This window comes from Thermus altitudinis, from assembly GCF_022760835.1.
Taxonomy (GTDB): domain Bacteria; phylum Deinococcota; class Deinococci; order Deinococcales; family Thermaceae; genus Thermus; species Thermus altitudinis.
This window is the reverse complement of the sequence record NZ_JAKTNQ010000045.1, coordinates 1-12,429: the sequence shown is the minus strand read 5'-3', so window position 1 is coordinate 12,429 and position 12,429 is coordinate 1. Positions and strand designations below refer to the sequence as shown.

Here is a 12,429-nt window from a genome sequence, read left to right as displayed (position 1 = left end):
AGGTTTAAACTTGTCCCCGAGAAGCCCCGCTCTTTAGAGCGGGGAGTCGTCACGGGCGCTTGGCTCCCTCCTGCACTCCGGCCAGGCGCATGAATTCCTTGGGGTCCACCGCCCGGTTCAGGCCCATCTCGTAGGTGATGAGCTTCCGCTTATACAAATCGGCCAGGCAGGCGTCCATGGTGACCATGCCGTACTGGCCTCCGGTTTGGATGACGCTGCGGAGCTGGTGGCTTTTCCCCTCCCGGATCAAGGCCCTTACCGCCGGGGTGGCGATCATGAGCTCATAGGCCAAGACCCTTCCGCCCCCGAAGGCTTTGGGAAGAAGTTGCTGGGTAAGCACCGCCACCAGGTTGTTGGAAAGCTGCACCCGCACCTGCTCCTGCTGGTTTTCAGGGAAGACGTCGATGATGCGGTCGATGGTCTCGGGGGCGGAGTTGGTGTGCAGGGTGCCCATGACCAAATGCCCGGTTTCCGCGGCGGTGATGGCGGCGGCGATGGTTTCATAGTCCCGCATCTCCCCCACCAGGATCACGTCTGGGGCCTGGCGGAGGACGCTCCTTAGGGCCTTATGGAACCCGTGGGTATCGGAGCCGATCTCCCGCTGGTTGACGATGGCCTTCTTGTGTTTGTGGAAAAACTCTATGGGGTCCTCAATGGTCACGATGTGCACCGGCTTGCGCTCGTTGATGTAGTCGATCATGGAGGCCAAGGTGGTGCTCTTCCCGCTTCCCGTGGGCCCCGTGACCAGGACCAGGCCCCTGGGGGCCATGGCGATCTCGGCGATGTTTTTGGGCAGGCCCAGCTCCTCAAAGCTCTTGATGGTGGCGGGCACCACCCTTAAGACCCCGCCCACGCTCCCCCGTTGCAAGAAGACGTTGACCCGGTAGCGGCCCTTTCCCGGGAGGCTGAAGGAGAAGTCCAGCTCCTTTTCCTCCTCAAAGATCCGCTGTTGCTTCTCGTCCATGAGGGCGTACATCAGCCGGCGGGTGTCCTGGGGGGAGAGGGGCTCGTACTCCGTGGGGTGGAACTCCCCGTCCACCTTGATCATGGGGGGAAGGCCCACGGTGATCACCAAGTCGCTGGCCCCCCGCTCTGCGGCCAGGGTCAAAAGGTCTACGATGTCAGGCGTTTTAGCCATGGTGCCCTCCTTCACTCAATGGTACGCGCCAGGACCTCCTCGAGGGTGGTGATCCCCTGGAGGGCCTTGTAGATGCCATCCTCCCGTAGGGTTTTCATCCCCTTCCTCCTGGCGATCTCCTTGATCTCCGTGGCCGACTTTCCGGCCACGATGGCGTGGCGGATCTCGTCGTCCACCACCAATAGCTCGTGGATGGCGTACCTTCCTTTATAACCGGTGCCTCCACAGCGCTCACACCCCATACCCCTAAAGAGCCTAGCTCCCTGGATTTCCCTTTCGGAAAGGCCCAGGCGGCGCAGGACCTCCGGGTCAGGCTTTACCTCCACCTTGCATCCGTCGCAGATCTTTCGCACCAAGCGTTGGGAGAGGACCCCGATGAGGGCGGCAGAGATGTTGAAAAGCTCCACGCCCATTTCGTCCAGGCGGGTGATGGCCTGGGCGGCGTCGTTGGTGTGTAGGGTGGCGATGACCAGGTGCCCGGTGAGGGCGGCCTCGGTGGCGATCTTGGCGGTTTCCGAGTCCCGGATCTCCCCCACCATGATGATGTCCGGGTCCTGCCTCAAGAAGGCCCTAAGGGCCCGGGCGAAGGTGAGGCCCGCCTGGGGGTTCACCTGGGTCTGGTTGATGCCGGGGATCTCGTACTCCACCGGGTCCTCAATGGTCTGGGTGTTCTTATCGGGGGTGGCGATGCGCTTCAGGATGGAGAAGGTGGTGAAGCTCTTGCCGCTTCCGGTGGGCCCTGTGATGAGGAAGATGCCGTAGGGCTTGGAGATCACCTCCTGGAAGCGCTCAAAGACCCCGGGCGCGAAGCCCAGCCCCTCGATCTCCGGGATGTCGGCGGCCTTTTTCAAAAGGCGCATCACCGCTTTCTCCCCGTAGACCGTGGGCAGGGTGGAGAGGCGGAGGTCCACGTCGATGGCCCCTTCCCGGTAGCGCACCCGCCCGTCCTGGGGCAGGCGCCTTTCGGCGATGTTAAGACCCCCCATGATCTTGACCACGCTGATGATGGAGTTTAGGGCCCCTTTGGGCAGGGTGGTGTACTGGCGCAAGGTGCCGTCGATGCGCAGGCGCACTAGCACGTCCGACTGCCTGGGCTCTATGTGGATATCGGAGGCATCCTGGAGGTAGGCTTCCCGGATCACCTGCTTGACGAACTTTTGCGCGGCGCTTTCGTCCAGCTCGGGGGTAATGGTCTCCTCTTCCTGGTAGCCCTTGGAGAGCTCCTTGGCGATCTCGCCCAGCTCCTCCTTGCCGTAAAAGCGCTCTATCAGCTTGGCGATGGCGGCCTCCGTGGCCACGGCGGGCACCACCTCGTAGGCCAGGCCCTTGCGCTTTAAGGCCAGGCGGACGTCGTCCAGGGCCAGGATGTTCCGGGGATCCTTCATGAGGAGGACCAGGGACTTGCCCTCCAGGTGATGGGGGAAGACCCCATAGCGGCGGGCCAGGTCCTCGGGGAGGAGGAGGGCGGCCCCGGGGTCCGGGGGGTTTTCCTCGGGGTTAATGTAGGCATAGCCCAGCTGGGCCGCCACCGCCTGGGCCAGGGCCTCGGGTTTTAGCTTGCCCGAGGCCACCAGGGTGTCCTCCAGGCGGCCTCCACCCTGGCGCTGCTTTTTCAGGGCCTCCTCTACATCCTCGGGCCGGGCCAGGCCCAGTTCCACCAGGATCTCCCCCAGGGGCTTGGCCTTGGGCAGGCGCCTTTGCACCTCCAGGGCCTCCCTTAGTTCCTCCCGGCTCAAGCGGCCCTCCTGGACCAGGACCTCCCCCAGGCGGCTCTTCTCCGGATAGGCCCGGTGGAAAAGGGCTTCCCACTCTTTGGGTGGGGTAAGGAAGAAACGGGCAGGGTGTCCTAATAGCTCCGCCACCGCCTCCTTGTGCCGGGGGTCGGCCAGGACCACCTCCACCTCCCCGTTTTTGAACCCCACGGGTACGGCGCTATAGCGCAGGGCGTCGGAACGAAGGAGCAGATTGGCGGCGGTGGGGTCGGGGGAGAGGTCTTGGGTGGAGGGGAGGAACCCCATTCCCTTTTGCTCCGCCAAAACCCGGTAGAGGGCTTCCTCGGGTAGGCCTTTTTGCACCAGGATGCGGCCTAGGAGATCCCCGGTCTTTTCCTGCTCCACCAGGGCTTCCTCCAGGGTGTTCCGGTCCAAAAGGCCCTTTTGCACCAAAAGCTCGCCCACCTTCAGCTCCTCCCGGCTGGGGCCACTGGGGGGAGGGGGTAGGGGTAGGCCGAGCTCCGGGTAGTTCTTAGCCAAGGCATAGAGGAAGGCGCTCTTAGTGGCCTGGTAGGGCTCCACCACCATCCCCGTGAGGTCCTCCACCTCCTCGAGGGCCAGGGTGTCCAGGGGGTTCACGAAGGCCACCCGCACCACCCCGGCCTCCTCGTCCAGGGCAAAGGGGATAGCCTGGAGCTCCTTGGCCTTCTCCGCCGGCAAAAGGGCCTTCACCCTGGGGGGGATATCTAAGGTATGAAGCTCCACCAAGGGGATGCCGAAGTGGTCCTCAATGGCCTGGGCGATGCGCCTTTCGGAGAGAAGACCCGAGTCCACGATGACCTCCGCCAACGAGCCCCCCACCTCCCGGTGCTTCTCCAGGGCCATTTGCAGCTCCTCGTCGGTGAGGAGGCCGGCATCCAACAGGATGGCCCCTAGCCGTTTGTCCCCAATGGTCAACACGCTCATCCCAGTCCTCCCCGCGGCTTTCTAAACGGAGCTTCCAACATTCGTATGAAACGGGTGTAAAAGAATTCCTTTTCCCGCAAGGGGGGCACCAAAACCGTGTAGGCCCCCACCAGGTTGCCCCCAAGGACATCGGTGAAAACCTGGTCCCCCACCACCGCTACCTCCCGGGCGGGAAATCCCAGGACCTCCAGGGCCCTTTTAAACCCCAACCAAGGCTTTAAGGCGGGGGCATGGCCGGGAAGGCCCAGCTGTTCTTGGATGCGGCGGAAGCGTTCGGGCAAGGCGTTGGAGAGAAGATAAACGGGAACCTCAGCCTTTAAGGCCTCCAACCAGGCCCGGTGCTCCGGCAAAGGTGTCTCCTCCCCGTAGGGCAGGAGGGTGTTGTCCAGGTCCAGGATTACCCCCTTAAGGCCCCGTTCCTTTAGCCACTGGGGGGTGAGGTGGAGGAGGGAGGGCAGGACCGCCCGGGGGAAGAGCATGCTTCCATTGTGCCACGGCGGGGTTAGCGAGCCCTTAACGGGGGAGCATGATGAGCCCCCACATCCGCCCGGTCTTCCCCCGGTCGCGGCGGTGGGAGAAGAGGGTGGGTTCACAGTGGGTACAAAGGCCCACCCGGTAGATCCTTTCCGGAAGGAGCCCCGCCCTTTCCGCCTGGAGGAGGAGGGCCCTTTCCAGGTCCAGAAGGTACTTCCCGGGGGCGGTGGGGTCCGGGGTAAAGGTGTCTAGACCCGCTTGGGCGAACCGTTCCGCCACCTCCTCCCCCACCTGGTAACACCGGCCCCCAATGCCAGGGCCGATGGCCAGGTGGGTCTCCTTTGGATCCAGCCCCAGCCTCTCTAGGAGCTCTAAGGCTCGCGGCAGGATACCCCCCACCACCCCCCGCCAGCCGGCATGCAGGGCCGCCACCGCGCCTTTGGGGTGGTAAAGCAAAAGAGGGTAGCAGTCCGCTACCCCCACCCGGAGGAGGAGTCCAGGGGTCTGGGTGAGGAGGCCATCTCCTTCCCAAACCCCGGGGCCTTCCACCCGATGGATCTCCGTGCCGTGCACCTGCCTAAGCCCGGCCACCGGGGGGTGGCCAAAGAGGGACAGGACCCGCCTCTGGTTCTCCGCCACCCTTTCGGGGGCGTCCCCGGTGGCTGCGGAGAGGTTCAGGCTTTGGAAGGGGCCTTCCGAAATCCCCCCCAGACGGGTGGTGAAGCCATGGGGTACGGGCAAGGGGGTGGTGAGGAGAGGGACCATGGCCCCATTCTGCTAGAGGCCAGGCTCGGGGGAAACCGTACCCCTTAGTTTCACGGGCTCAGGTGTATACTGGTCCCATGAAGACGGACCGGAACCAGCTCCGCTTTAACCAGGTGCTGCTTACCCTTCTTCTGCCCTTGGCGGCGCTTTTGGACCTTCCCCTTCTGGTCTATCTCCTTTTCCTCCTGATGTATAGCCAGCATACGCCTTGGGACTTGATGGTGGCCCTCAAGCGGGCCCTGCGCATCCCCCCCAAGCTGGTAGAGGAGGACCCCAGGCCCCACCGCTTCGCCCGTACCCTGGGGGCGGTGTTTTTGGGACTGGCCTCCTTGTTCCTCCTTCTCGGCCTAAAGGGGGTCGGTTATGGCCTGGCCCTTTTGGTGGCCTTCCTGGCCTTCATCAACCTGGCCTTCGGTTTCTGCTTGGGGTGCTTCCTCTACCTGCACCTGCGCTACGCCCGGGCCCTTTTCACCGGGAAATAGCCTCCAGAAGCCGCACCATCTCAATGGCGGTGAAGACCGCCTCGGCTCCCTTGTTCCCCGCCTTGCCCCCGGCCCTTTCCTGGGCCTCCTCTGGGGTGTTGGTGGTGAGGACGCCGAAGACGATGGGTTTTTCCGTCTGCAGCATGGCCTGCATCAGGCCGGAAGCGGCTTGGCCAGCCACGTACTCAAAGTGGGGGGTTTCCCCCCGCACCACGGCCCCTAGGGCCACCACCGCATCCACGTCGGGGCGCAATGCCAGGCGCTTGGCCACCAGGGGGAGCTCAAAGGAACCCGGTACCCAGGCCACCAGGACCTCGCCGGGGTCCCCCCCCAGGCGGGCGTAGGCCTCGAGGGCCCCTTCCAAGAGCATCTTGGTCACCCGCTCATTGAACCGGCCCACGGCGATGGCCAGGCGCACCCCCTTGGCGGTGAGGATGGGGGAAAGGGTCTTGGGCTTCATGGTCCCAATATACTTGGGGGGTGGAGCGGTACTTGCTGGTGGCCTTGGGCGGGGCCTTGGGCTCCGCCCTACGCTATGGGCTTGGGGCCTGGGTGCAAGCCCTAACAGGGCCCGGTTTCCCCTATAGCACCCTGGTGATCAACGCCTTGGGTAGCTTTCTTATCGGCGTGGTGATCCGCCTATCCCTGGAGGGGGCCCTTTCCGGGGAAGGGCGCCTCTTCCTGGCGGTGGGGGTGTTAGGGGGGTTCACCACCTTCTCCACCTTCAGCTACGAGACCCTGGCCCTGCTCCAGGATGGGGAGGTGGGGAGGGCCTTTCTATACGTTTTTTTCAGCATCTTCCTGGGCCTTTTCCTGGTGTTTTTGGGCTACCGCCTGGGCGGGGCCCTGGTAGCCTAAGGGTATGAAGCTAGAGGGGGAGGCCAAGCTCCTGCGCATCTTCGTGGGGGAGTCGGACCGGCATGGGGGGAAACCCCTCTACGAGGCCATCGTCCTCGAGGCCAAGCGCCAGGGCCTGGCCGGGGCCACGGTGTTTAAGGGCTTCATGGGTTTTGGCGGCCACTCCCGCATCCACACCGCCAAGGTGCTGCAGCTTTCCGAGGACCTGCCCGTCATGATTGAGATCGTGGATACGGAGGAGAAGATCCGGGCCTTTTTGCCCGTTCTGGATGGGATGGTGCGGGAGGGGCTGGTCACCCTGGAGAAGGTGGAGGTGATCCGCTACCAAAGCCGGTGAGCCAGGTTGCTTTTAGCCCCCGGAGCGGGTCTTAACCTGGGGGTATGGACCGTATCCCCCCCGGCCAGGTGGTGACGGAGCGCTTCCCCATCCTCACCTATGGGGAAGAACCTCGGATTTCCCCTGGGGAGTGGCGCTTTTCCCTTCTCGGCCTGGTGGAAGAGCCCCTTACCCTCACCTACCAGGAGCTTCTGGGGCTACCCCAGGTGGAGCTCACCCGGGATTTCCACTGCGTGACCCGCTGGAGCCGCCTGGACGTGGCTTGGAAGGGGGTGCGGGTGAAGGATCTTTTGCTGAAGGCCAAGCCTAAGCCCCAGGCAGTAGCCGCCTTGGTCCGCTGTTATGGGGGCTACACCACCAACCTCTTCCTGGAGGACCTCCTGCGGGAGGACGTTCTCCTGGCCCATACCCTTTTCGGCAAGCCCCTGCCCTTGGAACGCGGTGGGCCGGTGCGGCTTTTGGTGCCCCACCTTTACGCTTGGAAAAGCGCCAAGTGGGTGCGGAGCATAGAGCTTTTGGACCATCTGGAGTTAGGCTTTTGGGAGAAGCTGGGTTACCACTTCCGGGGCGACCCCTGGCGGGAGGAGCGCTTCCAGGAAGGCCCTATCCCTGCGGCAAGCCTGAGGTTTCAAAGCCGGAAAGGAGGGGGGGAGGGGTGACGTCTTTGGAGCAGTTCCGTCTCCACGTGGAGGAGGCTTTGCGCCGCTACTGGGAGTGCGTGAAGGCGGAAGAAGAGGAGTACGCCGAGGACTACGAGCGGGTCACCTTTATGGAGTATGAGGCCCCTGCTCCCGACCCTTGCGCCGAGGCCTTTTCCCGGTTGGTGGCGGCGGTGAGGGCGTATGAGGAAGCCTCGGGACGGCGGGAGGACCTGGACCTGGGTACCCTGAGACGGCGGGTTTATGAGGCCCTGGACAAGGGGTAGGCTAGGGGCTTTCCCCCTTGGAAGTAGTGGGCTTCCCGATACCCCAGGTCCAGCAGAAGCGCCACCGCTTCCGGGAAGGCGTGCCCCACCTGCTCTGGCCGGTGGGCATCGGAGCCCAGGACCACCCCTATCCCCAGCTCCTGGGCCCGCTTGAGAAGGATGGGGGCGGGGTAGATCTCCTTGGCGGGGTTCCGGAGCCCGGCGGTGTTCACGTCCAGGAAAAGCCCCTCCTCCGCTATGGCCTGAAGGGCCGGTTCGGCAAGGTCCAAGAGGGCCTCCTCGGGTAGGTGGTGGCCGAACTTCTTGGGCAGGTCTAGGTGGCCGATGGCGTGGAAGAGCCCGCTTCTGGCGGCCTTCTCCACCTCCTGGAAGTAGGCTTGGAAAATCTCCCTCAGTTCCCGCCAGGTGTACTCCTCCTGGTGGTCGGGGTGGTCCAAGGGCCAGGCCCCCAGGTAGTGGACGCTCCCGATCACGTAGTCAAAGGGGTAGCTTTTGAGAAGGGTGGCCACAAAGCCCTGGGTCCCCTCGTGGAAGTCGGCCTCGAGGCCAATGCCTAGGTAGAGGTCCGGGTGTTCCTCCCGGATCCTTTCCAGGGCCAGGAGGTAAAAGGGGAGGGCCTCGAGGCGCATGCGGCTATGGGGGTCGTACCAGGAGGGCATGGGGCTGTGGTCGGTGAAGACCACGCCCTTTAGCCCGGCCTTGCGGGCGTGGAAGAGATACTCCCCAGGGGCTCCATGGGCGTGGCCGCAAAGGGGGGTATGGAGGTGGCTATCCACCATGTTGGGATTCTATCCGCAAGAGGAGGCCTCCCCAGGTGTAGGCGACCACCCTTTCCCCCAAGGCCCCAAAGAGATCCAAGGAGAGGAAAGGGTCTTCCTGGACCTCGAGGAGAGGGTCCTGGCCGGGGGTGCCCAGGGCCTGAACCAGGACGGGAGCCGAGGGAGGAAAGAGGAGGGGATAGCGCTCCCAGATGGCCTCCACCCTAAAGGCCTCCGCCCAAAGCCGTTTTAGGGCGAAGAGGGCTTCCTGGGGGGTATGGGCCAGCCGGTAGCTGCCTTCACCGGGCCGGCGGAGGAGGAAGGGACCCTTCCCCTGGAGGGCTTGGAGAAAGGCCTCGGCCCGTTCCGGCAACAGGTAGCTTTCCCGCACCGCCCTTTCCGCTTCTTCGGCTGCCAGGAGGAGGCGTTCCTCGTCTATGCGCACGCCGAAGACGCCTTGGAAAAGCCTTTGGATGCGCTCGGAAAGGTTGTTGAGCCGGGCAAACTCCTCCCATAGCCCCACCACCCAGCTTTCCACCACGGGAAAGCCCAGGGACTGGGCCCGTTGGAGAAGCCGGATTTCCCCTTGGCCTTGCGCTTGGGCTAGAGGAAGGAGTCCTGGGTCCACGCCTGGGGCTCAGCGGAAGCGCACGCCCTCGGCCCGGGTCACCTGCCCCTGGTAGAGGAAGGTGATCTGGCGCAAGGCGGCCTGGAGGTCAAAGGGGGTAAGGGCACTGGTGGCCTCCTCGGGCAGGACCACCCGGTACCAGCGCAAGGCGGCGGAGCCCGCGGTGTGCAGCACGCAGATGTTGGCCACGGTGCCCGTCACCACCACGTTTTTAATCCCCCAAAGGTGGAGGTAATGGTCCAAGGGGGTGCCGTAGAAGGCGTCGTAGCGCACTTTCTGGATAATCAGGTCCCCCGGTTCAGGGCGTAGCTCCTCCAGGATCTCCGCCCCCCAGGTGCCGGCCACCGCGTGCCGGGGCCAGATCTGGAACTCGGGATCGTCCTCCCGGTGCCAGTCCTGGGTGTAGACCACCCGCGCCCCCGCCCGCCGCGCCCTTTCCAGGAGGAGCTGGATGGCGGGGACGCTTTTGGGGGCATCGGGCACGAAGAGGGCCCCCTGGGGGTGGGCGAAGTCGTTTTGCATGTCCACCACGATTAAGGCAGTCTCCTTGGCCGGGAGCTCCAAACCTTCCACCTTGGGGATTTCCGGAACTTCTACCATACCCTTATTTTGCCACCTTGACCTGGGGGGGAGGAGGGGCTACACTCTTGCGCATGAAAATACGGGACCTCCTGAAGATGCGAGAGGGGCCGCTTTTTTCCTTTGAGTTTTTCCCCCCCAAAAACCCGGAAGGGGAGGAGGCCCTCTTCCGCACCATGGAGGAGCTTAAGGTTTTCCGGCCGGCCTTCGTGTCCATCACCTACGGGGCCATGGGCAGCACGAGGGATCGGAGTGTGCTCTGGGCTAAGCGCATACGGGACTTGGGGCTAAACCCCCTTGCCCACCTCACCGTGGCCGGGCAGAGCCGGAAGGAGGTGGAGGGGGTTCTGGACCGGTTCGTGGCCGCAGGGGTGGAGAACATCCTGGCCCTCCGCGGGGACCCTCCCCAAGGGGAAAAGGTCTTTACGCCGCATCCCGAGGGGTTCCGCTACGCTTCCGAGCTGGTGGCCTTCATCCGGAGCCGCTATGGGGAAGGGGTTTCCGTGGGTGGGGCCGCCTACCCCGAGGGGCACCCGGAAAGCCCGAGCCTCGAGGCCGACCTCCTCCACTTCAAGGCCAAGGTGGAGGCGGGCTTGGACTTCGCCATCACCCAGCTTTTCTTCAACAACGCCCACTACTTTGGCTTCCTGGAAAGGTCCAGGCGGGTGGGCATTCAAATCCCCATCCTCCCAGGCATCATGCCCATCACCAGCTACCCTCAGCTTCGTCGCTTTACCGAGGTCTGTGGGGCCAGCATCCCTGGTCCTCTCCTTTCCCAACTGGAGAGGCACCAGGAGGACCCCAAGGCCATTCTGGAGATCGGGGTGGAGCACGCCGCCCGCCAGGTGGCGGAGCTCTTAGAGGCGGGGGTGGAGGGGGTGCACTTCTACACCCTCAACAAAAGCCCTGCCACCCGCATGGTCCTGGAGAGGCTGGGCTTTAGACCGGCTTGAGGGCCCAGGGGGTGGCCTCATACCTCTATGGCCTCCCCAAAGCGGGCCAGCCGGGCTTCCTGCCCCCTTGGGGCCAAAAGGGAGGCCAACTTTTCCAGGGCTTCCTCCTCCCCGTGCACCAGGGCTATCCGGGGCTGCCCCTCCAGCCAGTCCAGAAGCTCATCCTGCCCGGCATGCCCTGAGAAGCCGCCCAGGGTATGCACGCTGGCCCTTAGGGGCACGTCCTGGCCCAGGAGGCGGATGCGCTGGGGCCTGGCGATGATTTCCGCACCCAGGCCCCCTCGAGGCTGGTAACCCACGAAGACCAGGGCGTTTTTGGGATCGGAAAGGCCGTGTTTGAGATGGTGGAGGATGCGTCCTCCCGTAAGCATGCCGCTTCCCGCGATGATCACCATGGGGCCAGGTTGGCGGCTTAGGGCCTTGGATTCCTCGGCGCTTTCCACCACCTCTAGCCTCTTGGGGCGGAAGGGGTTCTTGCCGGATAGGAAGTAAGCCTGCACCTTCTCGCTGAAGTACCGCACCAAAGAGGGGTAAAGGTCCAGGACCCGCTCGGCCATAGGGGAGTCCAGGTAGATGGGGGCCTCGGGCAACAGGTGGCCGTTTTCGTAGAGGAGGAAGAGGATTTCCTGGGCACGCTCCACGGCAAAGGAGGGAATGAAGACCTTGCCGCCCTGGCCCAGGGTTTGTTGCAAAATCTCCAAAAACTCCTCCACCGTGGCGGCGAAGGACCGGTGGGGCCGGTCGCCGTAGGTGCCCTCGCTTAGGACCAGATCCGCCTTAGGGGGTAGGGAGGGGTCGGGGAGGACGGTTTTCTGCCGGTTACCCAAATCCCCGCTATAGACCAGGGTTTTCCCCTCCCCCTGGGCCACCACGAAGGCGCTTCCCGGCAGGTGCCCCGCCTGGCCGAAGGAGAGGGTCAGGTCCCCCAGGCGAAGCCACGCCCCGTACTCCATGGGGTGGGCGTGCCGGAAGACCTGCTCCACGTCCCCTTCGTCAAAGAAGGGTTCCTCCATGACCTTGAGGGCGTCCTCGAGGATGATCCTTAGCAGCAAAAAGGTGGCCTGGGTGGCGTAGACGGGCCCTTGGTATCCTTCCCGGAAGAGCTTGGGCAACCTGCCCACGTGGTCCAGGTGGGCGTGGGTGAGGACCACAGCCTCCACCGCCTTGGGCTCAAAGCCAAAGGGAGCGTGGTTTTTCCCCTCCTCCCGCCCTTGGAACATGCCGCAGTCCAGAAGGACCTTCCTGCCCTCGGCCCAAAGGAGGTGGCAGCTTCCCGTGACCTCCCTAGCGGCGCCAAAAGGTACGATGCGCATGCCCTTATCTTGACACTTGCCCCCAGGTGTGTTAGCCTATTCCCTCGGACAGGGTCCTATCCCCCGTCCTGCCACCCTAGCTCAACCGGTAGAGCACCCGACTTGTAATCGGGGGGTTGGGGGTTCAACTCCCCTGGGTGGCTCCAAGCGGGCGTGGGCAGGTGCCCGAGTGGCCAAAGGGGACGGTCTGTAAAACCGTTGGCGTATGCCTTCGCTGGTTCGAATCCAGCCCTGCCCACCAAAGGTGTGCCCAAGCACACCCCCATGCGGGAGTAGCTCAGTTGGTAGAGCATCGGCTTCCCAAGCCGAGGGTCGCGGGTTCGAGTCCCGTCTCCCGCTCCACGAGCTCGCGTAGCTCAGCAGGTAGAGCACACCCTTGGTAAGGGTGAGGTCGCCGGTTCGAGCCCGGCCGCGAGCTCCATCCCTTTGCCTGCCCTGGGCCCCAAGTCCCCAGGGCGGCTTTTGCGTGCAAGAAGGAAGGAGGAACCATGGCCAAGGGCGAGTTTATCCGTACGAAGCCTCACGTGAACGTGGGGACGAT

The 12,429-nt window shown here is 64.1% G+C and carries 15 protein-coding genes and 4 tRNA genes; 10 read left to right on the top strand and 9 right to left on the bottom strand.

The window, feature by feature from the left end; translation table 11 throughout:
• Positions 1-49: 49 nt before the first annotated feature.
• The 4 genes from L0D16_RS11620 to pgeF are packed head-to-tail and all read right to left on the bottom strand — an operon-like array spanning position 50 to position 5,055.
• Positions 50-1,138, bottom strand: a complete 1,089-nt coding sequence (locus L0D16_RS11620; RefSeq protein WP_243032371.1) for a type IV pilus twitching motility protein PilT — start codon at positions 1,136-1,138, stop codon at positions 50-52.
• An 11-nt stretch (positions 1,139-1,149) separates the two neighbouring features.
• Positions 1,150-3,816: a type IV pilus assembly ATPase PilB gene (gene pilB, locus L0D16_RS11615; RefSeq protein WP_243032369.1), complete on the bottom strand. Its 2,667-nt coding sequence runs from the start codon at positions 3,814-3,816 to the stop codon at positions 1,150-1,152.
• Positions 3,813-4,295 (bottom strand): YqeG family HAD IIIA-type phosphatase, encoded by a 483-nt coding sequence (locus L0D16_RS11610; protein ID WP_243032363.1) that lies wholly within the window; start codon positions 4,293-4,295, stop codon positions 3,813-3,815. The genes pilB and L0D16_RS11610 overlap by 4 nt, the downstream gene beginning before the upstream one ends.
• 34 nt (positions 4,296-4,329) lie before the next feature.
• Positions 4,330-5,055, bottom strand: coding sequence for a peptidoglycan editing factor PgeF (pgeF, locus tag L0D16_RS11605; RefSeq protein WP_243032362.1), 726 nt, complete (start codon positions 5,053-5,055; stop codon positions 4,330-4,332).
• Between the two features lie 77 nt (positions 5,056-5,132).
• On the opposite strand from pgeF, the gene L0D16_RS11600 reads away from it, so the two are divergent.
• On the top strand, positions 5,133-5,537 hold the full coding sequence (locus L0D16_RS11600; RefSeq protein WP_243032361.1) for a DUF4395 domain-containing protein: 405 nt from the start codon (positions 5,133-5,135) through the stop codon (positions 5,535-5,537).
• On the opposite strand, the gene ribH is transcribed toward L0D16_RS11600, so the two are convergent.
• Positions 5,524-5,997 (bottom strand): 6,7-dimethyl-8-ribityllumazine synthase, encoded by a 474-nt coding sequence (ribH, locus tag L0D16_RS11595; RefSeq protein WP_243029251.1) that lies wholly within the window; start codon positions 5,995-5,997, stop codon positions 5,524-5,526. The genes L0D16_RS11600 and ribH overlap by 14 nt on opposite strands.
• 20 nt (positions 5,998-6,017) lie before the next feature.
• On the opposite strand from ribH, the gene crcB reads away from it, so the two are divergent.
• Genes crcB through L0D16_RS11575 form a run of 4 tightly spaced genes read left to right on the top strand, consistent with a single transcriptional unit; the run spans position 6,018 to position 7,657 of the window.
• Positions 6,018-6,395: a fluoride efflux transporter CrcB gene (crcB, locus tag L0D16_RS11590; RefSeq protein WP_243032358.1), complete on the top strand. Its 378-nt coding sequence runs from the start codon at positions 6,018-6,020 to the stop codon at positions 6,393-6,395.
• A 4-nt stretch (positions 6,396-6,399) separates the two neighbouring features.
• The gene (locus L0D16_RS11585; protein ID WP_243032354.1) at positions 6,400-6,732 is read left to right on the top strand and encodes a DUF190 domain-containing protein; all 333 of its coding nucleotides are present in this window, start codon (positions 6,400-6,402) and stop codon (positions 6,730-6,732) included.
• Between the two features lie 44 nt (positions 6,733-6,776).
• Positions 6,777-7,391, top strand: coding sequence for a sulfite oxidase-like oxidoreductase (locus L0D16_RS11580; protein ID WP_243032353.1), 615 nt, complete (start codon positions 6,777-6,779; stop codon positions 7,389-7,391).
• Positions 7,388-7,657, top strand: coding sequence for a hypothetical protein (locus L0D16_RS11575; RefSeq protein WP_243032351.1), 270 nt, complete (start codon positions 7,388-7,390; stop codon positions 7,655-7,657). The genes L0D16_RS11580 and L0D16_RS11575 overlap by 4 nt, the downstream gene beginning before the upstream one ends.
• Here L0D16_RS11575 and L0D16_RS11570 read toward each other — a convergent pair.
• The 3 genes from L0D16_RS11570 to L0D16_RS11560 are packed head-to-tail and all read right to left on the bottom strand — an operon-like array spanning position 7,633 to position 9,643.
• A complete protein-coding gene (locus tag L0D16_RS11570) occupies positions 7,633-8,436 on the bottom strand; it encodes a histidinol-phosphatase HisJ family protein (protein ID WP_243032349.1) in 804 nt (267 codons plus the stop codon). The two genes, L0D16_RS11575 and L0D16_RS11570, sit on opposite strands and share 25 nt — an antisense overlap.
• Entirely contained in the window at positions 8,426-9,043 is a 618-nt protein-coding gene (locus L0D16_RS11565; protein WP_243032347.1) for a hypothetical protein, read from the bottom strand. The genes L0D16_RS11570 and L0D16_RS11565 overlap by 11 nt, the downstream gene beginning before the upstream one ends.
• Positions 9,044-9,052: 9 nt before the next feature.
• A complete protein-coding gene (locus L0D16_RS11560) occupies positions 9,053-9,643 on the bottom strand; it encodes a nicotinamidase (protein ID WP_243032345.1) in 591 nt (196 codons plus the stop codon).
• Positions 9,644-9,696: 53 nt separating this feature from the next.
• Here L0D16_RS11560 and metF point away from each other — a divergent pair, with 53 nt between their 5' ends.
• Positions 9,697-10,575 carry a methylenetetrahydrofolate reductase [NAD(P)H] gene (gene metF / locus L0D16_RS11555; RefSeq protein WP_243032344.1) on the top strand — a complete coding sequence of 293 codons (879 nt, stop codon included), beginning with the start codon at positions 9,697-9,699 and terminating at the stop codon, positions 10,573-10,575.
• Between the two features lie 17 nt (positions 10,576-10,592).
• Here metF and L0D16_RS11550 read toward each other — a convergent pair whose 3' ends face one another.
• Positions 10,593-11,888 (bottom strand): MBL fold metallo-hydrolase, encoded by a 1,296-nt coding sequence (locus tag L0D16_RS11550; protein WP_243032343.1) that lies wholly within the window; start codon positions 11,886-11,888, stop codon positions 10,593-10,595.
• 70 nt (positions 11,889-11,958) lie between these two features.
• Here L0D16_RS11550 and L0D16_RS11545 point away from each other — a divergent pair.
• The 4 genes from L0D16_RS11545 to L0D16_RS11530 all read left to right on the top strand — a co-directional run bounded on the left by L0D16_RS11545 (position 11,959) and on the right by L0D16_RS11530 (position 12,309).
• Positions 11,959-12,034 (top strand) — tRNA-Thr (locus tag L0D16_RS11545).
• A 9-nt stretch (positions 12,035-12,043) separates the two neighbouring features.
• A tRNA-Tyr gene (locus tag L0D16_RS11540) sits at positions 12,044-12,129 on the top strand.
• Between the two features lie 25 nt (positions 12,130-12,154).
• Positions 12,155-12,230, top strand: a tRNA-Gly gene (locus tag L0D16_RS11535).
• A gap of 3 nt (positions 12,231-12,233) precedes the next feature.
• Positions 12,234-12,309, top strand: a tRNA-Thr gene (locus L0D16_RS11530).
• The last annotated feature ends 120 nt before the right edge of the window (positions 12,310-12,429 follow it).

Bases quoted from the DNA above. Each gene is read 5' to 3' on its own strand.
- L0D16_RS11620 (WP_243032371.1), bottom strand. From the start codon at position 1,138: ATGGCTAAAACGCCTGACATCGTAGACCTTTTGACCCTGGCCGCAGAG.
- pilB (WP_243032369.1), bottom strand. From the start codon at position 3,816: ATGAGCGTGTTGACCATTGGGGACAAACGGCTAGGGGCCATCCTGTTG.
- L0D16_RS11610 (WP_243032363.1), bottom strand. From the start codon at position 4,295: ATGCTCTTCCCCCGGGCGGTCCTGCCCTCCCTCCTCCACCTCACCCCC.
- pgeF (WP_243032362.1), bottom strand. From the start codon at position 5,055: ATGGTCCCTCTCCTCACCACCCCCTTGCCCGTACCCCATGGCTTCACC.
- L0D16_RS11600 (WP_243032361.1), top strand. From the start codon at position 5,133: ATGAAGACGGACCGGAACCAGCTCCGCTTTAACCAGGTGCTGCTTACC.
- ribH (WP_243029251.1), bottom strand. From the start codon at position 5,997: ATGAAGCCCAAGACCCTTTCCCCCATCCTCACCGCCAAGGGGGTGCGC.
- L0D16_RS11585 (WP_243032354.1), top strand. From the start codon at position 6,400: ATGAAGCTAGAGGGGGAGGCCAAGCTCCTGCGCATCTTCGTGGGGGAG.
- L0D16_RS11580 (WP_243032353.1), top strand. From the start codon at position 6,777: ATGGACCGTATCCCCCCCGGCCAGGTGGTGACGGAGCGCTTCCCCATC.
- L0D16_RS11570 (WP_243032349.1), bottom strand. From the start codon at position 8,436: ATGGTGGATAGCCACCTCCATACCCCCCTTTGCGGCCACGCCCATGGA.
- L0D16_RS11560 (WP_243032345.1), bottom strand. From the start codon at position 9,643: ATGGTAGAAGTTCCGGAAATCCCCAAGGTGGAAGGTTTGGAGCTCCCG.
- metF (WP_243032344.1), top strand. From the start codon at position 9,697: ATGAAAATACGGGACCTCCTGAAGATGCGAGAGGGGCCGCTTTTTTCC.
- L0D16_RS11550 (WP_243032343.1), bottom strand. From the start codon at position 11,888: ATGCGCATCGTACCTTTTGGCGCCGCTAGGGAGGTCACGGGAAGCTGC.